At 65.7% G+C, this 24,516-nt stretch carries 23 protein-coding genes; 8 read left to right on the forward strand and 15 right to left on the reverse strand.

All coding sequences use genetic code 11. From position 1 onward, the window contains the following. Positions 1-174: 174 nt before the first annotated feature. The 7 genes from B7438_RS00750 to B7438_RS00780 all read right to left on the reverse strand — a co-directional run bounded on the left by B7438_RS00750 (position 175) and on the right by B7438_RS00780 (position 6,267). Positions 175-912: a hypothetical protein gene (locus B7438_RS00750; protein ID WP_085367430.1), complete on the reverse strand. Its 738-nt coding sequence runs from the start codon at positions 910-912 to the stop codon at positions 175-177. 69 nt (positions 913-981) lie between these two features. Continuing rightward, entirely contained in the window at positions 982-2,355 is a 1,374-nt protein-coding gene (dnaB, locus tag B7438_RS00755; RefSeq protein WP_085367431.1) for a replicative DNA helicase, read from the reverse strand. Positions 2,356-2,866: 511 nt separating this feature from the next. Further along, the gene (gene rplI / locus B7438_RS00760; protein ID WP_085367432.1) at positions 2,867-3,319 is read right to left on the reverse strand and encodes a 50S ribosomal protein L9; all 453 of its coding nucleotides are present in this window, start codon (positions 3,317-3,319) and stop codon (positions 2,867-2,869) included. Positions 3,320-3,330: 11 nt separating this feature from the next. After that, positions 3,331-3,594: a 30S ribosomal protein S18 gene (gene rpsR, locus B7438_RS00765; protein WP_055897232.1), complete on the reverse strand. Its 264-nt coding sequence runs from the start codon at positions 3,592-3,594 to the stop codon at positions 3,331-3,333. Between the two features lie 60 nt (positions 3,595-3,654). Beyond that, positions 3,655-4,167: a single-stranded DNA-binding protein gene (locus tag B7438_RS00770; protein ID WP_085367433.1), complete on the reverse strand. Its 513-nt coding sequence runs from the start codon at positions 4,165-4,167 to the stop codon at positions 3,655-3,657. A 4-nt stretch (positions 4,168-4,171) separates the two neighbouring features. Beyond that, positions 4,172-4,561, reverse strand: a complete 390-nt coding sequence (gene rpsF / locus B7438_RS00775) for a 30S ribosomal protein S6 (protein WP_085367434.1) — start codon at positions 4,559-4,561, stop codon at positions 4,172-4,174. 278 nt (positions 4,562-4,839) lie between these two features. Further along, entirely contained in the window at positions 4,840-6,267 is a 1,428-nt protein-coding gene (locus tag B7438_RS00780; RefSeq protein ID WP_085367435.1) for a CCA tRNA nucleotidyltransferase, read from the reverse strand. 111 nt (positions 6,268-6,378) lie between these two features. On the opposite strand from B7438_RS00780, the gene B7438_RS00785 reads away from it, so the two are divergent. The 6 genes from B7438_RS00785 (at position 6,379) to B7438_RS00810 (ending at position 14,228) form a co-directional block, all read left to right on the forward strand. Beyond that, on the forward strand, positions 6,379-8,712 hold the full coding sequence (locus tag B7438_RS00785) for a DUF6049 family protein (protein ID WP_143465490.1): 2,334 nt from the start codon (positions 6,379-6,381) through the stop codon (positions 8,710-8,712). Next, positions 8,705-10,321 (forward strand): murein biosynthesis integral membrane protein MurJ, encoded by a 1,617-nt coding sequence (gene murJ / locus B7438_RS00790; protein ID WP_085367436.1) that lies wholly within the window; start codon positions 8,705-8,707, stop codon positions 10,319-10,321. Before B7438_RS00785 ends, murJ begins: the two co-directional genes overlap by 8 nt. A gap of 75 nt (positions 10,322-10,396) precedes the next feature. Further along, entirely contained in the window at positions 10,397-11,383 is a 987-nt protein-coding gene (gene trxB, locus B7438_RS00795; RefSeq protein ID WP_085367437.1) for a thioredoxin-disulfide reductase, read from the forward strand. Positions 11,384-11,395: 12 nt separating this feature from the next. Then, positions 11,396-11,722, forward strand: coding sequence for a thioredoxin (gene trxA / locus B7438_RS00800; protein ID WP_055897216.1), 327 nt, complete (start codon positions 11,396-11,398; stop codon positions 11,720-11,722). A 135-nt stretch (positions 11,723-11,857) separates the two neighbouring features. Beyond that, entirely contained in the window at positions 11,858-13,180 is a 1,323-nt protein-coding gene (locus B7438_RS00805; RefSeq protein WP_085367438.1) for a PLP-dependent aminotransferase family protein, read from the forward strand. Between the two features lie 91 nt (positions 13,181-13,271). Next, entirely contained in the window at positions 13,272-14,228 is a 957-nt protein-coding gene (locus B7438_RS00810; protein ID WP_085367439.1) for a D-alanine--D-alanine ligase, read from the forward strand. 138 nt (positions 14,229-14,366) lie between these two features. Here the strand turns inward: B7438_RS00810 and B7438_RS00815 are convergent, their stop codons facing one another. The 8 genes from B7438_RS00815 to rpmH form a co-directional block, all read right to left on the reverse strand. After that, a complete protein-coding gene (locus B7438_RS00815) occupies positions 14,367-15,320 on the reverse strand; it encodes a ParB/RepB/Spo0J family partition protein (protein ID WP_085367440.1) in 954 nt (317 codons plus the stop codon). Next, positions 15,320-16,237 (reverse strand): ParA family protein, encoded by a 918-nt coding sequence (locus B7438_RS00820; RefSeq protein ID WP_085367441.1) that lies wholly within the window; start codon positions 16,235-16,237, stop codon positions 15,320-15,322. The genes B7438_RS00815 and B7438_RS00820 overlap by 1 nt, the downstream gene beginning before the upstream one ends. Before the next feature lie 1,745 nt (positions 16,238-17,982). After that, a complete protein-coding gene (gene rsmG, locus B7438_RS00825) occupies positions 17,983-18,612 on the reverse strand; it encodes a 16S rRNA (guanine(527)-N(7))-methyltransferase RsmG (protein WP_085367442.1) in 630 nt (209 codons plus the stop codon). 29 nt (positions 18,613-18,641) lie between these two features. Next, positions 18,642-19,253 carry a R3H domain-containing nucleic acid-binding protein gene (locus B7438_RS00830; RefSeq protein ID WP_085367443.1) on the reverse strand — a complete coding sequence of 204 codons (612 nt, stop codon included), beginning with the start codon at positions 19,251-19,253 and terminating at the stop codon, positions 18,642-18,644. Between the two features lie 12 nt (positions 19,254-19,265). Next, complete coding sequence (gene yidC / locus B7438_RS00835; protein WP_085367444.1) at positions 19,266-20,228, reverse strand: membrane protein insertase YidC; 963 nt, start codon at positions 20,226-20,228, stop codon at positions 19,266-19,268. A gap of 7 nt (positions 20,229-20,235) precedes the next feature. After that, on the reverse strand, positions 20,236-20,547 hold the full coding sequence (gene yidD / locus B7438_RS00840) for a membrane protein insertion efficiency factor YidD (RefSeq protein WP_085367445.1): 312 nt from the start codon (positions 20,545-20,547) through the stop codon (positions 20,236-20,238). Further along, positions 20,544-20,897: a ribonuclease P protein component gene (gene rnpA / locus B7438_RS00845; protein ID WP_085367446.1), complete on the reverse strand. Its 354-nt coding sequence runs from the start codon at positions 20,895-20,897 to the stop codon at positions 20,544-20,546. The genes yidD and rnpA overlap by 4 nt, the downstream gene beginning before the upstream one ends. A gap of 9 nt (positions 20,898-20,906) precedes the next feature. After that, a complete protein-coding gene (gene rpmH, locus B7438_RS00850) occupies positions 20,907-21,044 on the reverse strand; it encodes a 50S ribosomal protein L34 (protein WP_055897189.1) in 138 nt (45 codons plus the stop codon). A gap of 445 nt (positions 21,045-21,489) precedes the next feature. On the opposite strand from rpmH, the gene dnaA reads away from it, so the two are divergent. Continuing rightward, positions 21,490-22,914, forward strand: a complete 1,425-nt coding sequence (gene dnaA, locus B7438_RS00855) for a chromosomal replication initiator protein DnaA (protein ID WP_085367447.1) — start codon at positions 21,490-21,492, stop codon at positions 22,912-22,914. 432 nt (positions 22,915-23,346) lie between these two features. Next, positions 23,347-24,492: a DNA polymerase III subunit beta gene (dnaN, locus tag B7438_RS00860; protein WP_085367448.1), complete on the forward strand. Its 1,146-nt coding sequence runs from the start codon at positions 23,347-23,349 to the stop codon at positions 24,490-24,492. Positions 24,493-24,516: the final 24 nt, after the last annotated feature.

Here is a 24,516-nt window from a genome sequence, read left to right on the forward strand (position 1 = left end):
GCGCGCGTGCGGTGGGGCGTCTATTGGCGTCCCACCGCTCGCAGCGATGCGATGTCTTCGCTCGGTGACGCTCCGAACTCTCGGCGATATTCCCCGGCACAGCACGCACCACCTGAGAGCGGTTCGCGTCGTCGTGCTGTTCCCGACACCGCCCCACGCGACCCTAGTCGGGCGTCAGGTGCGCTTCAGGCCCCGGAGAAGCGCGCCGGCAAGCGCGTGGTCCGCCACTGCGGCGGCGATCGCCTCCCAGACTTCCTCCCACGTCGCCCGGGCCCAGAGCGCCTCGGCCTGGTCCTGGAGAGCGCGCTCGGTCAGGAGGTCAGTGTCGCGGTCCGTGATGGCGCCTTTGAAGCGCGACATCGGCCGCGCGCTGTCCGCCTCCAGGCCCAGCCACACGAACCGCACGCGTGGAGCGTTGAGGTCCGGGTGCACGCAGCCGTTCGGATAGCAGATGATTTGATTCGAGTATGAGGCGTGCTCTGGAACCGAGCAGTACTTGCGCTTCCCATTCACCGAAGCAGCGAACTTGGCTTCGATTGCAACAATGGGCTCTCGGCCCGGCTTATCGGTGTCGACGACGACGAGGTCGACTTCGCGGGCGTTCACGCCGCGGGTGTCCTGTCGGAACTCCCGGCCGGAGATCACGCGAAACGACGGCTGGTATCCCACGCCGGCACGGGTGCAGACCAAACGCACGAATGCTGCCTCAGCCATCCCACTGAGGAACGACAGCAACCGCGTGGCGTGTGGCTCGGTGGCGGGCTCGAGACCGAGCAGCCGCTGCTCCAGCTCATGGACCTGCCGTGCCGAGAGCTGATCGTACATGGCCGCGTGCAGGAGGTCCGCCGTGTAGAGCTCGGCCACCGTCGGCGCCAGCTCTGTCCAGTGGATCGTCTCGAAGGGTGAACTCACAGTCCGATCCTCACAGCAGCCAAAGGTCGACCGCGACCCCAGTAGGGGAGCGACGGTCGATAGGGACGCCTACACCGGCGCCATGTCCGTGAACCGGGAGAAGTGGCCCTGGAAGGCGACTGTCACGGTGCGGGTGGGGCCGTTTCGGTGCTTGGCGACGATGAGGTCGGCCTCTCCGGCGCGGGGGTTGTCCTTCTCGTAGGCGGATTCGCGGTGGAGGAGGATGACCATGTCGGCGTCCTGCTCGATCGAGCCGGACTCGCGGAGGTCGCTCAGGGCGGGGAGCTTGTCTGCTCGCTGCTCCGGGCCACGGTTCAGCTGGGAGAGGGCGATCACGGGCACCTGGAGCTCTTTGGCGAGCAGCTTGAGGGCTCGGGAGAACTCGCTGACCTCCTGCTGGCGGCTTTCGACGCGCTTGCCGCTCGTCATCAGCTGCAGGTAGTCGATGATGACCATCTTGAGGCCGACGCGCTGCTTGAGGCGGCGGCACTTGGCCCGGATCTCGACGAGGGTCATGTTGGGGCTGTCGTCGATGTAGAGGGGGGCGTCGTTGATGCGGCCCCGAGTGGATGCGAGGGTCGTCCAGTCGCGGCTCTCCACCATTCCCTTGCGCATGCTCTGCAGCGGGATGGACGCCTCGGCGGAGAGGAGACGCATCGCGATCTCGCTCCTGCCCATTTCGAGGGAGAAGAAGATGGTGGCCATGTCGTGCTTGATGGCGGCGGCCCTGGCGAAGTCGAGGGCGAGCGTCGACTTTCCGAGGGCGGGTCGGGCGGCGACGATGATCATCTGGCCGGGGTGGAGGCCGTTGGTGAGTTCGTCCAGCTCGGCGAAGCCGGTCGGAACGCCCGTCATCGAGCCGTCCTTGTGCTTCGCGGCCTCGATCTCGTCGATGGCGACGGTGACGGCGTCGGAGAGGGGGACGTAGTCCTCCGTCTCCTGCGAACCGGTGACGGAGTAGATCTCGGCCTGCGCGTTGTTGACGAGGTCGAGGACTTCGCCCTCGGCCTTGTAGCCCATCTGCGTGATGCGCGTGCCGGCCTCGACCAGGCGGCGCAGCAGAGCCTTCTCGGCGACGATGTTCGCGTAGTACCCGGCGTTCGCCGCCGTCGGCACGAGGCTGGTGAGCGTGTGCAGGTACTCGGCGCCGCCCGCGCGAGAGAGCTCGCCGACCTTGGTGAGTTCGTCGGTGACGGTGATGACGTCGGTCGGCTCTCCGTGCGAGTAGAGGGAGAGGATCGCGTCGTAGATGATCTCGTGCTTGGGGATGTAGAAGTCAGGGCCGCGGACGACCTCGACGACGTCGGCGACCGCATCCTTGCTGAGCAGCATTCCGCCGAGGGCGCTCTGCTCGGCCAGGAGGTCGTGCGGCGGCGTCCGTTCCGAGGTGCGCGCTTCGCCCGGTTCGCGTTGGTCTGCGAGACCCAGGTGGGCGATCGACACGTTTTCTCCTCTTTCGTTCCGTCACGTCTGTCCGGGCAGGGTGACCGGCGCGGGCCTTTCACGGCGCGCATCCCGAGCAGCCTGAATACCAGTGAAACTCGCTCACGCCACACTGCGTGGCACGGCTCGCTGACTATCAGGATCTTGCGGGTGACCACCGACATCGCCGGTTCCCTGCGACCGGCTTCCGCCGACCTCGCTCCACCCTATGGAGCACATCCACAGGCCACAACTCGCCCTGTGGATAACGTTGGGGAGAATCTGCGCGAAACGCCGCGCTGCTTGTGCACAACCTGTGTGGAAAGGTGTGGACTAAAAATGAATCTCCCGAGTTATTTTACTCTTGACCGGGGGTTTTTCTTTCCACACCCTGTGTGTAGAAAACAGTTTCATTCTTGTGGTGAAACCCGCATGCGGGGCGGTCCGACCTGTGTACAAAGCTGCGGATATTGCCCGTTAACGGGTGTAGCGGCGGGCCTCAGCCCGCCGCTACAATCACTGCTTATCGTGCCTACTTGGCAGCGACCACCTGAAGGGTGATCACAGCGGACAGGTCGTCGTGAAGACGAACCGTGGCCTCGTGGTCACCGACGACCTTGATGGGCGACGTGATCTCGATCTTGCGCTTGTCCAGCTCGCCGATCCCGGCAGCCTTGACGGCGTCCGCGATGTCGGAGGTCTTGACCGAACCGAAGAGACGACCCTCGCGGCCCGCCTTCACGGTGAGCTTGACCTTGGTGGCCTGAAGCTTCGCCTTGAGGTCCTGCGCCTGCTCGATGGTGTGGAGCTCACGAGCGGTGCGAGCCGCCTTGATCTGCTCCACCTGCTTCTCACCACCGCGGGTCCACGCGATAGCGAAGCCCTGCGGGATGAGGTAGTTGCGTGCATAGCCGTTCTTGACGTCGACGACGTCTCCGGCCGAGCCGAGGCCGGTGACCTCGTGCGTCAGAATGAGTTTCGACATATCCGTATCTCCTAACGGCCCGAGCCGGCGTAGGGGAGGAGTGCCATCTCGCGTGCGTTCTTGACGGCACGTGCGATCAGGCGCTGCTCCTGCACGGAGACACCGGTGATGCGGCGGGCGCGGATCTTTCCACGCTCCGAGATGAACTTCCGCAGGGTCGCGACGTCCTTGTAGTCAATGACGCCGACGCGAATCGACTTCGCCGGAGCGGCGTTCTTGCCGTCCTTGCCCTTGCGGATCGGCTTGCGGCGGTCGCCGCTCGACTTTCCAGCCATGATTTCCTTTGCTTTCCGCCCTCATCGAAGCCCGATGGGGCTGGTGAATGTTGGTGACCCTTAGAAGGGAGTCTCGTCGCTGTAGTTGCCCGGCGTGTTCCAGACGTCTGCTCCCGAAGAGGAGGAGGCGTCTGCAGGCGCCGATGCTGCCCACGGCTCTTCGACGGCGCCGCCACCGGAGGAGAACCCTCCAGGGCCACGGCCAGACGACTGCGCGCGCGTGATCGAAGCGGTGGCGTAGCGCAGCGACGGGCCGATCTCATCGATCTCGAGCTCGATCGAGGTGCGCTTCTCACCTTCCTTCGTCTCGTAGGAACGCTGCTTCAGACGGCCCTGCGCGATGACGCGCGAGCCCTTCGTCAGCGATCCGGCGACGTGCTCGGCGAATTCACGCCAGACGCTCGCGCGCAGGAAGAGAGCCTCACCGTCCTTCCACTCGTTCGCCTGACGGTCGAACGTGCGGGGTGTGGATGCGATGGTGAAGTTGGCAACCGCGAGCCCGTTCTGCGTGTAACGCAGCTCCGGGTCGCTGGTGAGGTTGCCCACCACGGTGATGACGGTCTCGCCGGCCATGGGACTAGGCGCCAGCCTTGTCGGCGGCGGCTGCCTTGGCGGGAGCGGCAGCCTTGCGGGCGGCCTTCTCGTCGGCGAGCTTCGTTGCGGCGGCGACCTGAGCGATCGCCTCTTCCGCACGGAGGACCTTGGTGCGCATGACGGCCTCGCTCAGCTTCAGCTGGCGGTCGAGCTCCTTGGTGGTCTCACCGTTCGAGGTCAGCTGAACGACGGCGTAGATGCCCTCGGTCTTCTTGTTGATCTCGTAGGCGAGGCGGCGGCGGCCCCAGATGTCGACGTTGTCGACGGATCCACCTGCGTCGCGGACGACGTTGAGGAACTTGTCAAGGCTGGGAGCTACGGTGCGCTCGTCGATCTCTGGATCGAGGATGACCATCAACTCGTACTGATGCATGACTAACCCACCTCCTTTGGACTTGGCGGCTACAGACGGTCTGTAGCAGGAGGGTTCTACATCTGTCGTGCGGGCATACGTCTGCCCAGACAACCTGTCCAGCGTAACGGATGCGGGCGTGTCGCGCCAGTCGGCGGTGGCCAGGGGAGCGGCGGCGGGGGCTTCGAGGAGTGCGTTGGTCATGCATCCACCCTCGCGGGGAGGGGCGCATCCGGGAACAGGCGGTCAGCGATCGGTGGATAACCCGGCGAGCGCGCCTCCCTGTGGAGAACCCGCCGTCAGTGCTGCGCTTCCCACCACTCCAGCAGCCGCCTGGTCGCCTCCTCCTCGCCGAGCGGGCCGTCGTCCAGCCGCAGCTCCAGCAGGAACTTCATCGCCTGCCCCACCTCCCTGCTGGGTTTGAGGCCCAGGATGCGCATGACCTGCTCCCCGTCGAGGTCGGGACGCACCGCATCCAGTTCCTCGCGCTCCTTGAGCTCGGCGATCCGTGCTTCCAGATCGTCGTAGGCGAACCCGAGCCTGTCGGCCTTGCGGCGGTTGCGTGTGGTGACGTCGGCACGCGTGAGCATGTGCAGGCGCTCGAGCTCGGGCCCGGCATCCCGGATGTACCTGCGCACGGCGGAGTCCGTCCAGTGCGCGTCCGCATACCCGAAGAACCGCAGGTGCAGCTCGATCAGACGGGAGACGGAGTCGATGGTCGCCTTGTCGAATCGCAGCGCGGTGAGCCGCTTCTTCGCGAGCTTCGCGCCGACCACGTCGTGGTGGTAGAAGCTGACGACGCCGCCGGGCTCCAGCCTGCGCGTCGCCGGCTTTCCGATGTCGTGGAGGATCGCCGCCAACCGCAGCACGAGGTCGGGCGCCTCGCCGGGGTGCCGCTCCTTCTCGTAGCCGATCGCCTGATCGAGCACGGTGAGGCTGTGCTGGTAGACGTCTTTGTGGTGGTGGTGCTCGTCGATCTCCAGCCGCAGCGACGGGATCTCCGGGATGACCTGGGCGGCGAGGCCGGTGGCGACCAGCAGCTCGATGCCCGGCCGAGGGTCGTCCGTGCAGAGCAGCTTGCTGAGCTCGTCCCGCACCCGTTCGGCGCTCACGATCTCGATGCGCCCGGCGAGCTCCGCCATCGCATCCTTCGTCTCGTCGTCGACGGTGAAGCCGAGCTGCGACGTGAACCGGGCGGCGCGCATCATGCGCAGCGGGTCGTCGCCGAACGAGACGGCGGGGGTGCTCGGCGTCGTGAGCGTGCGGCTCAGCAGGTGCTCGACACCACCGGACGGGTCGACCAGCTTCACCTCCGGGATGCGCAGGGCGAGCGCGTTCACGGTGAAGTCGCGGCGGAGGAGGTCGCCTTCGAGCGTGTCGCCGAACTCCACATCCGGCTTCCTCGTCTCGCCGTCGTAGCTGTCTGTGCGGTATGTGGTGATCTCAACCGTGTCGTCGCCGAACCGCGCGCCGATCGTGCCGAACTGGCGGCCGATGTCCCAGACGGCGTCGGCGAGCGGGGACACGACACGCAGGATGTCGTCCGGCCGCGCGTCGGTCGTGAAGTCGAGGTCGTGCACCGGCCGGTCGAGCAGAGCATCCCGGACAGGACCCCCGACCAGCGCCAGCTCGTAGCCCGCTCCGGAGAACGCGGAGGCCAGCGTTGCGACGGTCGCCGAACGGGCGAGGTCGCCGAGGCGGGCGAGGGAATCGGCGACGCTGTGCATGGTGCCTCAGTTTAATAGGGGCGCTCCACCGGGCGCGCTCGTCGGCGTCTCACAGCGGGCGGCCTCTAGAATCGTCGACATGGAGGCCGAGTCGGGATCGTGCATCGACGCATGAGCGCACCCCGATTCACCCTTCGGCAGGGGGTGAGGAGCCTCGCCGCGCTCGTCTGCGCCGCGCTGGCCGTCGCTGTCGTGCCGGCTGCGGCATCCGGTGCCACCGCCTCCGGAGCGGGGTCTGCGGCGTCAGTCAGCGCCGCATCCACCGTCTCCGCGTCCACCCTCACCGCCGTCACCACCGACGACATCTCCGCCTCCCTCTCCGCGGACAACGGCGGCGTGCTCACACCGACGCAAGACCTCACGGTCTCCGTCACGGTCACCAACCCCACCGATAGCGCGTACCCGGCCGGCTCCGTCTCGCTCTGGCTCGACCCGTCCCCGCAGAAGTCGCGTGCCTCCCTCAACTCCTGGCTCGCCTCCACGACGGCCGTGTCGAACAGGGTCACCATCGGCGAGGGCACCGTCACCGTTCTCGAGCCGGGCACCAGCACGGTCGTCCGGATCACGGTCCCGGCCGCCGCCGTCCCGTTCGGCACCAACCCCTCCGGCGCGGTCTACGGCATCGGTGCCACCGCCAGCGTCGGCGGCAAGACAGTGGATGCGCGGGGCAGCGTCGTCTGGAACCCCGGTGTCGCAAGCACCCGCTCCTCGGTCGGCGTCGTCATGCCGATCGTCAGCCCGTCGACCTCCGACGGACTCATCTCGGCGGCCGACCTCGCGACGTACACGTCCCCGAACGGCGTCCTCACCCGCGACCTCGACGGCCTGATCGGCCACAGCACGGTCACGGTCGGCATCGACCCGATGATCGTCGCCTCCGTCCGCGCCCTCGGGAACGCGGCGCCCGCGAGCGCGACCGACTGGCTGAACCGCCTCGCCGGACTGCCCAACGACACCTTCTCCCTCGGGTTCGGCGACGCCGACGTGACCGGTCAGGTGCAGGCGGGCATCGCGACCCCGCTGGCGCCCACCTCGCTCGCGTACGCGCTCGACCCGAAGAACTTCACGCCGTCGCCCACGCCGGTCGGCGAGCCGTCCACCGCGACGCCCACGCCGCCCGCAGAGACGCCGTCGCCGACGCCCACCTCCGGAACCGACGTCACCCTGCCGACCCTCGACGAGCTGGTGGCCTGGAAATACTCGCTGACCGGCATCGGCTGGCCGGGAGACAACACGGTGCGCACGGCGGACCTCGCGCCGCTGGCCGCCGCCGGCCTGCGCACCGTGATCGCCTCCGGGTCCAACACCAACCAGAGCACGCTCGAGAGCACCCCCAACGCGACGCTTCCCTTCGACGGCGGCAAGCTCGTGATCTCCGACGAGGCGCTCTCCACCGCGATCCGGCAAGCGGCCTCCGCCCCCAGCGACGTCGCCTGGAACACGGCCATGTCCAAGGTCAACGCGCAGCTCGAACTGATCAGCGCGGAGGGCACCCAGAGCAAGCAGCTGCTCATCTCCTTCGACCGTTCCTGGCCGTCCAGCGGCACCCAGCTGCGCCGCACCCTCGAGACCCTGTTCTCCTCCCCGTGGACGACGCCGGCCACCTTCCCGTCGACGGCGTCCGCGGCCGCGAGCTCCGGCCTCGCGCTCAGCGACGCCCCGGAGTCGCAGACCCGCATCGACGCGTTCAAGGCGCTGGTGCAGGACGAGCAGTCGCTCGACGCCTTCGCGACGGTGCTCGACAAGCCGGAGACGATGACGGGACGCACCAGGGCCGAGCTGCTGACCCTGTTCGCCGTGTCCTGGCAGAACCCGCGCACCGACTGGTCTGCAGCGGTCGCCGCCTCCCGGAAGGGCACCGTCGACACCCTCCACTCGATCAAGATCCTGCCGACCGAGAACGTCAACCTGGTGAGCGCCCAGGGATCTATCCCGTTCACGGTCAGCAACGAGCTGAAGGACGAGGCGGCGAACCTCGTGCTGACGGCCGCGCCGTCCAACAGCCGGCTGGAGATCGACCAGAACGCGACCAAGCGCATCCCGCAGGACTCCCGCGCGACCATGCTGGTTCCGGTGAAGGCGAAGCTCGGCAACGGGCAGGTGGTGCTTTCGCTGCGGCTCTACAGCCCCGCCGGCGTGCCGATCGGCGACCCGAGCGCTGTGACAGTGGATGTGCACGCCGACTGGGAGGGCATCGGCGCGCTGATCTTCGGCATCCTGCTGGTGCTGCTGTTCGGCTTCGGCATCGTGCGCAACATCCTGCGCCGCCGCGACCAGCGGAGGAAGCGGCTGGCGGGGGAGAGCGGCGGAGGTGAGGGCGAGGCCGAGGTAGCCGACCCCGCCGACGCGGCCGAGCCCACCGACGCGACCGAGCCCACGCACGCGGCCGACACCACCGACGAGGCCGAGCCCACCACCCCGCCCGAGGGGGACGCCCGTGGCTAGCATCGGCCGCGCGAGCGCCGTGCTCGCTTCCGGCACGCTCGTCTCCCGGCTGCTCGGCTTCGCGAAGGCGTGGCTGCTGCTGCAGGCGATCGGCGCCGTGGCGTTCGCCTCCAACGCGTACGCCACCGCCACCATCGTCCCGAACAGCATCTACGCGATCATCGCCCAGGGCATCCTGAACGCCATCCTGGTGCCGCAGATCGTGCGCGCCTCCGTCAACGCGGACGGCGGCAAGGCATACATCAACAAGCTGGTCACGCTCGGAATCGTCGTGTTCGCGGCCGTCGCGCTCGTCGCGACGCTGCTCTCGCCCGTGCTGATCACGCTGTTCGGTCTGCGCGGCGCGAAGGCCGACCTCGCGACGGCGTTCGCGTACTGGTCGCTCCCTCAGATCTTCTTCCTCGGCCTCTACACCCTGCTCGGCGAAGTGCTCAACGCGCGCAAGTCGTTCGGGCCGTTCACCTGGGCGCCCGTCGTCAACAACGTCATCGCGATCGGGATGCTCATCGCCTTCATCGCGATGTTCGGCGCAGACCCCGCCGGGACGCGCAGCCACGAATGGTCGGGCGGGATGGTCGCCCTGCTGGCGGGTGGCGCGACGCTCGGGGTCGCCGTGCAGGCGTTTCTGCTCTTCTTCTTCTGGCGGCGCATCGGCCTCCGCTTCCGCTTCGACTTCGGCTGGCGCGGCGTCAATCTCGGCCACGCAGGCAAGGCGGCGGGCTGGACACTTGCCATGCTGATCGCCACCCAGGTCGCCGGGCTGGTCGAGACCAACGTCGCCAACTCCGCCGGAACGGGCAACGCGGGAACGTTCGTGATGAACAACGCCTGGCTGATCTTCATGCTGCCGCATGGCATCATCGCCGTCTCGATCGTGACCAGCTTCTACACCAGGATGGCCGAGCACGCGCACCTCAGGGACACCGCGGGCTTCCGCGACGACTTCTCGTCGGCCACCCGCTCGATCATGCTGCTGATCACGTTCTCCTCCGCTGCGCTGATCGTCGTCGCGTTCCCCGTCGCGCGCGTGTTCACCGTCGACTACCAGGCGATGGGCTGGGTGCTGATCGCGTATCTCGTCGGTCTCGTGCCGTTCTCGCTCGTCTTCATGGCCCAGCGCGCCTTCTACTCCCTGGGCAATACACGCACGCCGTTCTTCTTCACGCTCGCCCAGGTGATCCTGATCGTGGTGGGCGTGCTCGTGTGCTTCGCCGTCCCCGCGCCCGCTAGGGCCGCATCCGTCGCCCTCGTCGTCTCGATCGCGAGCGTCGCGCAGGCCGCGCTCGCGTTCGCCCTTCTGCGCCGCCAGACCGGGGGAGTGGACGGGCGACGCATCCTGAGCGGGCTGTGGCGGTTCGCGGTGGCCGCGCTGGCCGCGATGATCGCCGGCGGCGGCTTCCTGGTGATCATGGGCGGCGTGGACGAAGGTGCGTTCCCGGTGAGCGGGATCATCGGCGCCGTGGTGTCGTCCGCGGTGGTCGGTGTGGTCATGCTCGTGGTGTATCTGGGCATCCTGACACTGCTGCGTTCGCGCGATCTGCAGGCCGGTCTGGCACCGGTTCTGAACCGGTTGGGCGTCCGCTCCGAACTCACACGTGAAACGGAATAGCATCCGCCTAGGATGTGTTCTACACCTCAGCGGTCCGGTTCCGGGCCGTTACAGATAGTGCAAGGAGCTCCCGCCGTGCGGCAGATCATCATCATCGGTTCCGGCCCCGCCGGTTACACCGCAGCGATTTACGCTGCGCGTGCCAACCTCCGGCCGCTGCTGATCGCTTCCTCCGTCGAAGCAGGCGGAGAACTCATGAACACGACCGAGGTGGAGAACTTCCCCGGTTTCCCCGAGGGGATCATGGGTCCTGACCTCATGTTCAAGATGCAGGCGCAGGCCGAGAGGTTCGGCACGGAGGTCGTCCTCGACGACGTCGTGTCCGTCGACCTCACCGGCGACGTGAAGAGCGTCACCTTGGGCTCCGGTGCCAAGCACGAAGCCCTCTCGGTGATCTTCGCCACGGGTTCCGCCTACCGCAAGCTCGGTCTCCACGACGAGGAGCGCCTGTCCGGACACGGTGTGTCCTGGTGCGCCACCTGCGACGGGTTCTTCTTCCGTGAGCGCACGATCGCGGTCGTCGGCGGAGGCGACTCGGCGATGGAGGAGGCCAACTTCCTCACCCGCTTCGCGGACAAGGTCTACGTGATCCACCGCAAGGAGGAGCTGCGTGCATCCAAGATCATGCAGGAGCGCGCTTTCGCGAACGAGAAGATCGAGTTCGTGTGGAACTCCGAGGTCGTCGCCATCAACGGCGAAGAGACCGTGGAGAGCGTCACCCTGCGGGATGTGAACAGCGGCGCCGAGAGCCAGCTCGCCCTCAACGGCCTGTTCATCGCGATCGGCAACGACCCGCGCGTCCACCTGGTGCACGGTCAGCTCGACCTCACGCCGGAGGGCACCATCGCGGTCGCCGGTCGTTCGTCCAAGACCAAGGTCGCCGGTGTGTTCGCCGCCGGTGATGTGATCGACCCGACGTACCGTCAGGCCATCACGGCAGCCGCATCCGGAACGGTCGCGGCTCTCGACGCGGAGCACTACCTCACGACCCTCCCCAAAGACCTGCTGGACCAGACCGTCGAGGTCGAGTCCAGCGATCTCGAACTCACAACCACCGCATAAGGAGATATAAGAATGTCTGCAGCACGTTCGGTCACGGACGCCTCTTTCGAGAGCGATGTCCTCAACAGCGAGAAGACGATCCTCGTCGACTTCTGGGCAGAGTGGTGCGGCCCGTGTCGCGCCGTCGGCCCGATCCTCGACCAGATCGCCGCTGAGCACTCCGACAAGATCGAGATCGTGAAGCTCAACGTGGACGAGAACCCGCAGACCGCTGCGAAGTACCAGATCACCTCCATCCCCGCGATGAAGGTGTACCAGGGTGGCGAGGTCGTCAAGACCGTCATCGGCGCCAAGCCGAAGCCTGCCCTCGAAGCCGACCTGGCCGCCTACCTCGCGTAGCCGACCAGTTCTTCACAGACCCGTCCGGCGAATACGCCGGGCGGGTCTTTTTTTGTATCACCGCGCATCCCTCGATTTCGGGCACGGCGCACCACACAAATAGCATTGGCAAACGGCGTAAGAAACGGAAGACAAGTGACTGAACAGGGCAGCCCGCTTTCACGCGGCAACAATCTGGACCCGTGGTACAACCACTACGCGCAGCGCACGAGCGGCCTGGCCGCCAGTGAGGTCCGAGCCCTGTTCGCCGTCGCCAGCAGGCCAGAGGTGGTCTCCCTGGCCGGCGGCATGCCGTACGTCGCGGCCCTCCCGGAGGATCTGGTCGTCGGCGCGATGGACCGGGTGATGCGCGAGCAGGGCCCTGTGGCGCTGCAGTACGGCTCTGGCCAGGGCGTTCCTGCCCTGCGTGAGCAGATCCTGGATGTGATGGCGCTGGAGGGCATCAAGGCCAGCGCGGACGACGTGGTCGTGACGACCGGCTCGCAGCACGCGCTCGAGCTGTTCAGCAAGCTCTTCATCGACCCGGGGGATGTGGTGCTCGCCGAGGGGCCGAGCTACGTCACCGCGATGGTGATCTTCCGCTCGTACCAGGCCGAGGTCGACCACGTGCCGATGGATGAGCACGGTCTGATCCCCGAGGCCCTCCGCGAGCACATCGCCCGGCTGAAGACCGCCGGCCGCAAGGTGAAGTTCTTGTATACGGTGCCGACGTTCCACAATCCGGCCGGTGTGACCCTCAGCTGGGAGCGCCGCCTGGAGATTCTGGAGATCTGCAAGGCCAACGACATCCTCGTGCTCGAAGACAACCCGTACGGTCTGCTCTATTTCGGTGAGCGGCCGCCGGAGGCGATGCGTTCCGTCGAGCAGGACGGTGTTGTCTATCTGGGCACGTTCTCCAAGACGCTCGCCCCCGGGTTCCGGGTCGGGTGGGCGCTGGCGCCGCACGCGATCCGCGAGAAGCTGATCCTCGCCAACGAGGCGGCCGTGCTGAGCCCCAGCTCGTTCAGCCAGCTGGTCATCTCCGAGTATCTGCGCGACGCCGACTGGAAGGGCCAGATCGACACCTTCCGCGGCGTGTACCGGGAGCGCAAGGAGACGATGATCGCCGCGCTCGAGGAGTACCTGCCCGAGCTGAGCTGGACGAACCCCAACGGCGGGTTCTACGTCTGGCTGACGCTCCCGCCGCACCTCGACTCGAAGGCGATGCTTCCGCGAGCGGTCACCGAACTGGTCGCGTACACGCCCGGGACGGCGTTCTTCGCGGACGGCTCCGGCGCCCAGAACATCCGGTTGTCGTTCTGCTATCCGACGCCCGAGAGCATCCGGGTCGGTGTTCGCCGGCTGGCGAACGTCCTCAACGGCGAGCAGGACCTGCTGGACACATTCGCCGGCACCGGCCCGCTGTTCTCCGCGCGCCGCGAACGCAACAGTCCCAACCCACCCACCGACCTGCGCTGAGCAGCCTCCAGTGTCCTGCCCGCTCGATCCCATCCTGCAGCAGGCCACCGCGCACTCATCACCCGACAGAGTTTGAAGAAAAGAGCTGATCATGGCAGAAAACGCTGCTCTCAACATCGTCGTGCTTGCCGGTGGCATCTCGCACGAACGCGACATCTCCCTCCGCAGCGGCCGCCGCGTCGCGGACGCGCTGAACTCGCTGGGTCACCAGGTGACGTTCCGCGACCCGGATGCGTCCCTGCTCGGCTTCCTCGCCGAGAACCGACCGGATGTGGTCTGGCCGGCCCTGCACGGCGCGAGCGGTGAGGACGGCGCTCTGCGTGCCCTGCTGGAGCAGACGGGCATCCCGTTCGTCGGCTCCCGCACGGACGCGTCCCGGCTGGCGTGGTCGAAGCCGACCGCGAAGACCATCGTGGAACGCGCCGGTGTGGCGACGCCCCCGTCGGTGGCCCTCCCGAAGGAGACCTTCCGTGAGCTGGGCGCCAACAGCGTCCTGGCGACGGTGCTCGACGGTCTCGGCACGCCGCTCGTCGTGAAGCCGGCGCAGGGTGGCTCTGCGCAGGGCGTGACGATCGTGGAGCAGGCCGACGAGTTGCCGCGCGCGATGGTCGACGCATACACCTACGCCGACGTCGCGCTGATCGAGCGCAAGGTCACGGGCGTTGAGGTGTCGGTGGCGGTCATCGACACGGGGGACGGGCCGGAAGCGCTGCCCGCCGTGGAGATCGAGCCGGTGTCCGGTGCGTACACGTTCGACGCGCGGTACAACGCGGGGGAGACGCGGTTCTACGTGCCGGCGCGGCTGGACGACGAGGCCGCCGCGGCGGTGGCGTCGGCCGCGACGACGGCGCACGTCGCGCTCGGCCTTCGCCACCTGTCCCGCATCGACCTGATCGTGGACGAAGCCGGAGTGCCGTGGTTCCTGGAGGCGAATGTGCTTCCGGGGCTGACGGAGACGTCGATCATGCCGCAGGCGATCGCGGCGTCGGGGCGCGACCTCGGGGATGTGTACGCGGCGCTGGCGCTGGCGGCTATCGCTGAGGCATGACGGGGTCGCGGCGCGTCGCGCCTCTGATCGACCGCTAGTCGGGCCGCGGGGTCAACTGACTCGCGGCCCTAGCTAACTCTCGGGGTCAGCGTACCCGCGGAGTCAGGGGGGACCCGCTGCGTCAGTGCACCCGCCGCGTCAGCTGAAGGTCGGCCTGGTGTAGCTCGGCTGCCCGATCTCATCCAGGATGCGGTTGAGGTCCTGAATCGTCGCGAAATCCACCACGATCTGGCCTTTTCTCGCGCCGAGTGAGATCTTGACCCGCGTATTCAGACGGTCCCCGAGCTTCTCGGCAATCTCATCCAGGTGCCCGCGGTGTTTGCCCGCCGTCGCCTTCGACCGCACCGGCTTCGGACTCTTGCTCGCCGCAGCCTCGGCCGCGCGCACCGAGAGCTCTTCGTTGACGATCTTGTCCGCGAGTCGCGCCATCGCCTCTTCGTCGTCCCCGACGGACAGAATCGCCCGAGCGTGACCCGCACTCAGAACGCCGGCCGCGACGCGGCTCTGCACACTGGACGGCAGCTTGAGAAGACGCAGGGTATTGGTGATCTGCGGGCGCGAACGTCCGATCCGGGTAGCAAGCTCTTCCTGGGTGATCCCGAAGTCCGCAAGAAGCTGCTGGTACGCCGATGCCTCTTCAAGCGGGTTGAGCTGCGAGCGGTGCAGGTTCTCGAGCAGCGCATCCCGGAGCATGTCCTCGTCGGCGGTCTCCTTAACGACCGCCGGGATGGAGTCGAGTCCGAGCTCTTTCGTCGCGCGCAGGCGACGCTCACCCATGATCAGCTCGAACTTGTCAGGCTGCCCAGCGATCGGCCGCACGACAACCGGCTGCAGCACGCCCACTTCCCGGATGCTCGCCACAAGCTCATCCAGCGCCTCGCGGTCGAACTCGGTGCGCGGCTGCACAGCGTTCGGCACGATGTCAGCGGGGGAGAGGTTGGCAAGCCGGGCACCCGGAACGGCAACCAGTCCATCCGATGCAGCGTTTGCCGAGGAGTCGGGGAAGAAGACGTCGACGGGACGAGCCGACTGGTCGGTGGTGGGGATGAGCGCGCCGATTCCTCGGCCCAATCCTGTGCGCTTCGCTGCCATTAGCGGGGTGCTCCTCTGCGTGCGATCTCGGCGGCGGCTTCCAGATAGGAGAGCGAGCCGGACGAATTCGTGTCATAACTGATGACGCTCTGCCCGTAGCTCGGTGCTTCCGAGATGCGGACCGAACGCGGAATGATGGTCTTCAGGACTTCCTTGGGGAAGTGATCCCGCACATCCTCGGCGACCTGGTGGGCCAGATTGGTGCGGGAGTCGTACATGGTCAGCAGGATCGTGGACACCTGCAGCTTGGGGTTGAGGTGTCGTTCGATCAGCTGGATGTTCTTGAGCAGCTGGCTCAGGCCCTCGAGCGCGTAGTACTCGCACTGGATGGGAATGAGCACCTCGGTCGCGGCCACGAAAGCGTTGATCGTGAGTAGACCGAGCGACGGCGGGCAGTCGATCAGGACATAGTCGAAGTCGTACTCGTCGAGGAAGCGCGTCAGCGCGCGCCCGAGGCGCTGTTCGCGCGCGACCATCGACACGAGCTCGATCTCCGCGCCAGCGAGGTCAATGGTCGCGGGCACCACGAACAATCCGTCGAACTCGGGGGACTTCTGAATGACCTCGTCGAGTTCTTTATCGTTAACGATCACGTCGTAGACGCTCGGTGTTCCTTCGCGGTGCTCAACACTGAGAGCAGTAGACGCGTTTCCCTGCGGATCCAGGTCGATCACCAGGACCCGAGCACCCGACTTCGCGAGGGCAGCGGAGAGATTTACGACGGTGGTAGTCTTCCCGACCCCGCCCTTTTGATTAGAAATGGTGAAAATACGGGTCCGCGACGGCAGGGGGAGTGTCTCGGAGGCGATAGCCTCCCGTCGACGGGTCAGTTCGTGGATTTCCTGCGCCAGGGGAGTGGATGCGTCGAAGCCGGTTGGGCTCGATCCGACCTGGGCATCCTGGTCCGGTTGTTTCACGTGAAACCTTGTCGCTCGATCATGGTGCACGGCACCGGGTGTCTGAGTACGGGGTCGCATGCGCTCTGCGGCCATCAGTCAACTCTATCTTGGATGGCGTGCTTGCTATTCCGCATCGCGGCACGCTGTGGATAGTTGGAGGCTGTGGGAAATGTGGGGAGTGGCCCGAGATAATGGTTGCCTCGGGGCGCGCCCCGGCTAGCTCTAGGCAGTGGGGAATGTACTTCTTAGATTGCCTCGAAACCGCTTGCATCTACATAGGAATTCGGCGCGCCGGTCCTCGCGAGCTCCTCGCACCGTTCGCGGGCTGCGCCACTCGTCGATGCGGGCGCTTCCTGGGCTACAGTTTCACGTGAAACGTTCGGCGCGTCCGGCGCGTCCCGCGCGGCGACTCGTACTCACGCCATCGCGCAAAGGTTGGGTTTCGGCACGTCTAGCGTTCAGGCCACCCGATCATGCGGGCGTTAGGCGCATGGCCCCTGCGAGTGGATGTGCGGACCAGGCGGAACCAGTTCGCACACCAAGTAGTGCCGTGTAGGGACGATGTGCCGTGATGTGCGCGGGGAAACCGCTGGTCCTGAGCGGCGGAGATGGGCAGTGTCGGGTGGCGGATTTGCGCCGTCCAGAGTGACCCGACTTGAACGGCGCGCGCAGGATTCCGCGTGCCGTCATGTCGGCGCGCGGAGTTGCCGACACCTTCCCTGGTGATGCGGCGTCCTCGGATCGCAGCCACGCTGCTCGACCGGGGGCGGGCAGCCGGACAGCGGGCCACTCCCATTACATTGACCACCGCGGTGAAAGCGATCTCACGCTCTCTGGTTGGATCCGGAGACACCAACTCGTCTCCAGTGAGGAGCGCGGACACCTCTGGCAAGATACCAGCACCGAGGGACACACCAACCCGGTTCTAGCGACGGGCAAGCGCCCCCAGATGACAGGCAATCGCCACACCGGGCGCACCCGGTGACGGCCAGTTCGAGTGCCCGTTTCACGTGAAACGCCGCATAGTCACGCTGCAATCCCCGCGCCAGTCTCTATGTGTCGGACGCGAATTGCGCTGGGAACCCAGTAGGCCGCGCCGCTCACCACATGCCCATCCAACGATCCCCGATCCACACGCGCGCACCTGAATCGACCTCAACTCCGCGCCCGGCACGGCCCGCCAATACCATTTGCGTCGTCGCGGGCAACAGGAAGCCGACGAAGTAGATTCACCCAGGTCAAGCGACTCATCGGAGAGCGCGGGTTGATAAGGATCCTCAGGTCTCACGTCACACCCCGTTTCCCCGCATTGCCTCACGTCTATTGCGGAGCCACGAGGGAAGCAACTCCACCTGACGCTCACGAGGCAACAACTCCACGCCGAACTGGCTGCGTCGGTCTGTGCGCGCGACCGCTGCGCCGACCGGGGTACCCCACCGCATTCATCACCACCGATAGGCAGCGACAGGTGCAGCCGCAGCCGACCGGCGCTGGGCCCTACCACGCCGCCATGCGCCAGCAATGAACGCCCCAACGGCATCAAGCCGCGAAGTGCCACGACCTTCGGCTCAGCGTAGAGCAGAGCTCCGCCGCACGCCGCCACCCCTAGTAGGACCTACACACCGTCGAGGAACCAACACAGACGCGATCAGACTTCGAGCCCGCGATATCCCGAAACACCAAAACAGCACCCACCATAAGGGCATAAACCCCCGAAAACGCACCCGCTTCAGCGCCACAGGAGCGATCCTAAGCGCTTCTTGCTACCTCACGGTCGCGCGGATTACCCTCGTGACCTCATCCAGGACGTCCTGACCAAGGGTCAAAACCTCGATTTCGTGCACTTTGTACTTGCGGATCTCTTTCGTCGCCGCATCCACTTCGGCCTGGGCGCCGGCGCCCTTCATCAGGACCAATTCGCCGCCGTCACGAAGCAGGGGAGCGGTGAGGGGAAGGAGCTTGCGGAAGGCGCTGACTGCTCGCGCGGTCACCTGGTCGAGCGGCGCATCCAGGCGAACGTCCTCAGCTCGGGCGCGGACCACATCCACGTTGGTGAGGCCGAGCTCGGCGACCTGCTCGTTGAGCCAGGCGACGCGTCGCTCCATCGGCTCGATGAGAACGAACGAAACATCGGGCCGAGCGATGGCGAGGACGAGCCCTGGCAGTCCGGCGCCGCTGCCGATATCGCCGACGCGGCCGGGGCGGAGCAGGGGAGCGACGATGGCGCTGTTCAGGATGTGGCGCGACCAGAGGCGGGGGAGTTCGAGTGGGCCGATCAGTCCGCGTTCCTCACCCTGCGAGGCGAGGTTCGTCGTGAACTGTCGAGCCACCTCGATGCGTGGGCCGAAGAGCAGAGCGGCAGCGGCAGGCTCAGCCTCGAGGACGTCGTTCATCGCTCGGATCCCCGTTCCACGTGAAACAACTAAGACTTGGTGATGACCGTGTGACGGTCGCGACCCTCGCCCTGCGAGTTCGAAACGAAGCCGCGCTCGGAGACGATGTCGTGCACCAGCTTGCGCTCGTACGAGGACATCGCGGGAAGTGCTGCCTGCTCCGCACCCTCTTCGATGCGTGCGATCGCGCGCTCGACGAGCGTTGCGAGCTCGGCCTGGCGGGCGTCTCGCGACCCGGCGATGTCCAGGATCAGGCGAGAGAACGAGCCGGTCTTGTTCTGGACTGCCAGGCGGGTGAGCTCCTGCAGCGCGGTCACCGTGTCCGGCTTCGAGAGCAGGCGCAGGTTCGCGTTCTCGTCGGCGTTGACCGAGATGTAGGAGCGACCGTTGCGAGCGTCGATGTCGATGTCGCCGTCGATGTCGGCGATGTCGAGCAGCTCCTCGATGTAGTCGGCGGCGATGTCGCCTTCCTGGTCGAGCTGGTCGGCGGTCGGCTGCTCGTAGTCGCCGGACTCCGACGACGCGGGAGCCGAAGACGAAGCGCCCGACTCGGCGACCTCGACGTCCACGTCGACCTCGGCCGAAGGAACCTCAGCGGAGGTGGGCTCGGCTACGGACTCGGACTGCTGCACATCGGTCATTGGGAATCCCTACTACTTTCCGGCCTGCTTCTTCGCGCGGTTCTTGCTCACGGGCTGAACGCGCTGAGTGGTCTTCTTCGTTTCCTCTTCGACCGTCAGCACGACGGCGCCGTCCTCCTGGACGAGCTTGCCCTTGCGTGCCAGACGCGCCTCGCGCGCCTTCGCGGCATCCGAACCCGGAGTCGGCATGTTGCGGATGACGAGGAACTGCTGGCCCATGGTCCAGAGGTTCGAGGTCAGCCAGTAGAACATGACGCCGAGCGGGAAGGCAAAGCCCGAGAAGAGGAAGACGAAGGGGAGGAGGTACAACAGGATGCGCTGCTGCTTGAACTGGGGGCTCGCCTTGGTCTCCGGCGACATGTTCTTGGAGACGATCTGCAGCTGGGTGAGGAACTGCGAACCGGTCATCAGCACGACCATCACGGCCGCGATGATCATCACAGCGACCTGCTGCGGGTGGGCGTTCATCGCACCCTGGAAGCTCTGGTGCAGGGGAGCGACACCGAACAGCGTCGCACCACCGAACTGCTTGGCGAGCTCAGAGTTGAGCGGACCGACGCCGGCGTGGCCGCCCTGGGCGCCGTTCAGCACCTGGAAGAGGCTGAAGAACACCGGCATCTGCAGCAACAGCGGGAGGCACGAACTCAGCGGGTTCGTGCCGGTCTTCTTGTAGAGGTCCATCGTCTCGCGGGACATCGCCTCGCGCGAGAACTGATCCTTCTTACCCTTGTACTTCTCCTGGATCTTCTTCAGCTGCGGAGCGATTTCGAGCATCCGGCGCTGGTTCTTGATCTGGCGGACGAAGATCGGGATGAGGGCGGCACGGACGACGACCGTCAGGCCGACGATCGAAAGCACCCAGGTGAGGCCGGCGGCCGGGTCGAGGCCGATCTGCGAGAACAGCCAGTGGAACGCAACGAGGATGAGCTCCACGACCCACTTGATGGGCCACAGAATCGTTCCGATGATGTCCATGTGGTTGCTAGGCCTTTCCCTGGCTTGTGGCGACGACGAATCCGAACGGTGTCACCCGATAGCGGCGCTTCTTCTTGAGGGGGACATCATCGACCCCGCCCGCGGCCCACGGGTGGCAACGGGCGATTCGGCGAACGCCGAGCACGGTCCCGATAGCGAGTCCGTGCTCCTGGATGGCCTGCAACGCGTAAGCGGAACAGGACGGGTAATACCGGCAGACGTCTCCGTACAGAGGTGAGATGACCGCTCGGTATGCGCGAAGCACCAACACGGCACAGTTCCGCGGAAGAAGGAGCACTGCAGTGAATGCGGTGTTCATCGACGGACGTTGCCTCTACTGGTGAATCGGCTGATTGCTGCGGAGATCTCTTCGTGCAGGGTAGCCCACTCCGCTTGAGCGGACGCTGGCAATGCCCTGATCACGATGTCGGTGCCCGGCGACATCCGCGGAAGCAGCTCGTGGGCGGCAGCCTTCAGGCGACGACGCACGAGATTCCGCCGGACGGCGACACCGACGGTCTTGCCCACGATAAAGCCGAATCGCACCACATCCGGGTCCGGACTGGGACGGATGTACGTCACGGTGTTCGCTCCAGTGAAGCGAGCGCCGCGGCGCACAGTCGCCTTGTAGTCCGCCCCCCGCGTGATGCGATTGGCTTTGGCGAGCACCGGTGAAGGCTAGGCCGAGAGCTTCGTGCGGCCCTTGCTGCGGCGCGCAGCGAGGATCGCGCGACCCGCACGGGTGCGCATACGCAGACGGAAGCCGTGGGTCTTCGCCCGCTTGCGGTTGTTCGGCTGGAAGGTTCGCTTGCTCATATCTCAATCTCCGTGTGGTCTCTTAACAGGCCGGTGCTGACGCAAAGTCCAGCACGGGGAGGCCGTGAAAAGTTTTTGGGCAGCCTCAACGGCTGAAGTCAACTGATTAAAACTACGACCTGTGGCGGACGAGGTCAAACCAGACGAGACAAATCCAATGATTATGCACAGGAATGGGAAGAACCTGAGGAGCGACGCGCCGCCGTATGCCCGCAAACGAATTTGATCCACAACCTGTGGACAAGTTACCGTGAGGACCAAAGTTATCCCCAGCCCATCCCAAAAACGGCAGGAGATCGCTACGGTATTGGACACACAGCGGTGGATAACCCTGTGAATACCTTTCCGGCCGCGTACGCGCAGCCGAACCGATGAACGCATCGACGAAGGAGTCGGGGTACTTCACCGGTCGAAGGCATCCACACGAGACGAATTACGGGGAACGATGGCAGGCGGCGAAGAGTCCATTTCTGCGGCATGGCAGAGCGTGCTCGACTCACTGGAGTCGGACGACCGCATCACACCGCAGCTGCACGGATTCCTCAGCCTGGTCGAGCCCAAAGGCATCATGGCCGGCACCTTCTATCTCGAGGTGCCCAACGAGTTCACCCGCGGGATGATCGAGCAGCGCAGCCGCGTCCCCCTCCTCAACGCCATCGGCGGCCTCGACGAATCGCTCGCGGTCAACACCTTCGCCATCGTGGTCAACCCGGAGATCCAGCAGGAGACGATGGCCGGGCCCACCGAGCCGGCCGACGCCGCATACATCGAGGCTCCTGCGCAGATGATCGCGCCGCCCACCGAGATCACCGCGCCGCCGCGCAACAACGACACGCGCCTCAACCCGAAGTACAGCTTCGACAACTTCGTCATCGGGCAGTCCAACCGCTTCGCCCACGCCGCAGCGGTCGCCGTGGCCGAGGCGCCGGCGAAGGCGTACAACCCGCTCTTCATCTACGGCGACTCCGGACTCGGCAAGACCCACCTCCTGCACGCCATCGGCCACTACGCGATGAGCCTCTACCCGGGCATCCGGGTGCGGTACGTCAGTAGTGAGGAGTTCACGAACGACTTCATCAACTCGATCGCGAACAACCGCGGCTCGTCGTTCCAGGCGCGCTACCGCAACATCGACATCCTGCTGATCGACGACATCCAGTTCCTGCAGCGAGCGGTGGAGACCCAGGAAGCCTTCTTCCACACGTTCAACACCCTGCACGACCACAACAAGCAGGTGGTCATCACCAGCGACCTGCCGCCGAAGCACCTCACCGGGTTCGAAGACCGGATGCGGTCCCGCTTCGAGTGGGGCCTGATCACCGACGTCCAGGTGCCCGACCTGGAGACCCGCATCGCGATCCTCCGCAAGAAGGCACAGAGCGAGAAGATCCAGGTACCGGACGACATCCTGGAATTCATGGCGTCGAAGGTATCGAGCAACATCCGTGAGCTCGAGGGCACGCTCATCCGGGTCACCGCGTTCGCCAGCCTCAACCGCACGCCTGTGGACATGCCGCTCGTCCAGACCGTGCTCAAAGACCTCATCACGCTCGACGACGACAACGTGATCGCGCCGACCGACATCATCACGAACACGGCCGACTACTTCAAGCTCACCGTCGACGACCTCTACGGGTCGAGCAGGTCGCAGGCGGTCGCCACCGCCCGACAGATCGCGATGTACCTCTGCCGCGAACTCACGAACCTCTCCCTGCCCAAGATCGGCCAGCTCTTCGGCAACCGCGACCACACCACGGTGATGTACGCGAACAAGAAGATCAGCGAGCTCATGAAGGAGCGTCGCTCGATCTACAACCAGGTGACAGAGCTCACGAGCCGCATCAAGCAGAACCACCGCTACAGCAAGTAGCGCGCCCGCGACACGCGCTTCGCGCACATCCATTCGGTCGAGTTATCCACAAATCTGTCCCCAGAGTGGGGACAGTCGATTATTAACACCTGTGGATAACTTGTGGAGAATCTCCGGAAAGTCGGCCCGTTAATGGGGACGAATCATGGATGCCTGTGAATTGAGGCCTCTCGGGTCGCAGCTCGGGTTCCCTGTAAACAACAGGAATCCCCAGGTCATCAACAAGTCACAGACGTGTAGTTCCCAGTGGTTGACTGGCATCGACAGAGTTATCCACAGTTTCCACAGCGGTTAACACCATTAATCATTAAGTCTTCTGAATAGGGCGGCCGACAACCTGAACCCCGATCGCTCGAATCACAATTTCTCGCGCCGAGGGCAGGCGCTAGGATTTGTCACGATCCATTTCCCGCCGACGACAGAGGTGACTTCGTGAAGTTCCAAGCCAACCGGGATGTATTCAGTGAAGCCGTCTCCTTCGCCGTGAAGCTCCTTCCCCAGAGGACGACGCTCCCCATCCTGAGTGGTGTGCTGATCGAGACGACCGAGACGGGACTGCAGCTTTCGTCGTTCGACTACGAAGTCTCCGCACAGACCGAGATCGCGGCCGAGGTCGAAGAACCGGGTCGTGTGCTCGTCTCCGGGCGCCTCCTAGCCGAGATCGCATCGAAGCTTCCGAATGCTCCCGTGCAGTTCTCGACAGAGGACTCCAAGATCGTCGTCCGCGCCGGATCGGCCAACTTCACCCTGCTCTCCATGCCGGTCGAGGAATATCCGAGCATCCCGCAGGTCAGCGGGGATGCCGGGCTCGTCCCTGCCGAAGAGTTCGCCGAGGCCGTCGCTCAAGTCGGGGTTGCAGCATCCAGGGACGACGTCACCCCGGTCATCACCGGCGTGCAGCTCGAAGTCGGCGACAACACGCTCGGCCTCGTGGCCACGGACCGCTACCGCGTGGCCGTGCGGGAGATCAACTGGGACAACGGCACCACTTCGGGCGAGCCCGTCACCGCGCTGGTTCCCGCGCGCACCCTCACCGAGATCGGTAAGACGCTCGGCCACAGCGGCACCATCGCCGTCTCGATCACGAACAGGGACGACCGCGAGCTGATCGCGTTCACGGCAGACAAGAAGACCGTCACCTCCCTGCTGATCAAGGGCAACTTCCCGCCCGTGCGCCGGCTCTTCCCCGAGCAGGTCGACAACTACGCGGTCATCAACACCGCCGAGCTCATCGAGGCGACCAGGCGTGTCTCCCTCGTGCTCGAGCGCGAGGCCGCCCTCCGTTACACCTTCTCCGCCGACGGGCTGACGCTCGAAGCCATCGGTTCGGAGCAGGCTCAAGCATCCGAGAGCATCGACGCTCTCCTCACTGGCCAGGAAACGGTGGTTTCGTTGAAGCCGCAGTTCCTGCTCGATGGTCTCGGTGCCGTGCACTCGGAATTCGTGCGCATTTCCTTCACCAAGACCGAAAACCCCAACAAGCCCGGTCCTGTGCTGATCACGAGCCAGACGTCAAAGGACCAGGCAGGCGCGGACAACTACAAGTACCTCCTGCAGCCCAACCTGCTGCTCAGGTAACCCGCCGTCCGCTCGAACAGAGAA

This window comes from Leifsonia sp. NCR5 (assembly GCF_002105485.1).
In the GTDB taxonomy this organism is placed as follows: domain Bacteria; phylum Actinomycetota; class Actinomycetes; order Actinomycetales; family Microbacteriaceae; genus Leifsonia.

Bases quoted from the DNA above. Each gene is read 5' to 3' on its own strand.
- trxA (WP_055897216.1), top strand. From the start codon at position 11,396: ATGTCTGCAGCACGTTCGGTCACGGACGCCTCTTTCGAGAGCGATGTC.
- rplI (WP_085367432.1), bottom strand. From the start codon at position 3,319: ATGTCGAAACTCATTCTGACGCACGAGGTCACCGGCCTCGGCTCGGCC.
- rsmG (WP_085367442.1), bottom strand. From the start codon at position 18,612: ATGAACGACGTCCTCGAGGCTGAGCCTGCCGCTGCCGCTCTGCTCTTC.
- dnaA (WP_085367447.1), top strand. From the start codon at position 21,490: ATGGCAGGCGGCGAAGAGTCCATTTCTGCGGCATGGCAGAGCGTGCTC.
- B7438_RS00815 (WP_085367440.1), bottom strand. From the start codon at position 15,320: ATGGCAGCGAAGCGCACAGGATTGGGCCGAGGAATCGGCGCGCTCATC.
- B7438_RS00785 (WP_143465490.1), top strand. From the start codon at position 6,379: ATGAGCGCACCCCGATTCACCCTTCGGCAGGGGGTGAGGAGCCTCGCC.
- B7438_RS00830 (WP_085367443.1), bottom strand. From the start codon at position 19,253: ATGACCGATGTGCAGCAGTCCGAGTCCGTAGCCGAGCCCACCTCCGCT.
- B7438_RS00810 (WP_085367439.1), top strand. From the start codon at position 13,272: ATGGCAGAAAACGCTGCTCTCAACATCGTCGTGCTTGCCGGTGGCATC.
- rpmH (WP_055897189.1), bottom strand. From the start codon at position 21,044: ATGAGCAAGCGAACCTTCCAGCCGAACAACCGCAAGCGGGCGAAGACC.
- B7438_RS00770 (WP_085367433.1), bottom strand. From the start codon at position 4,167: ATGGCCGGCGAGACCGTCATCACCGTGGTGGGCAACCTCACCAGCGAC.
- B7438_RS00780 (WP_085367435.1), bottom strand. From the start codon at position 6,267: ATGCACAGCGTCGCCGATTCCCTCGCCCGCCTCGGCGACCTCGCCCGT.
- rpsF (WP_085367434.1), bottom strand. From the start codon at position 4,561: ATGCATCAGTACGAGTTGATGGTCATCCTCGATCCAGAGATCGACGAG.
- yidD (WP_085367445.1), bottom strand. From the start codon at position 20,547: ATGAACACCGCATTCACTGCAGTGCTCCTTCTTCCGCGGAACTGTGCC.
- rpsR (WP_055897232.1), bottom strand. From the start codon at position 3,594: ATGGCTGGAAAGTCGAGCGGCGACCGCCGCAAGCCGATCCGCAAGGGC.
- yidC (WP_085367444.1), bottom strand. From the start codon at position 20,228: ATGGACATCATCGGAACGATTCTGTGGCCCATCAAGTGGGTCGTGGAG.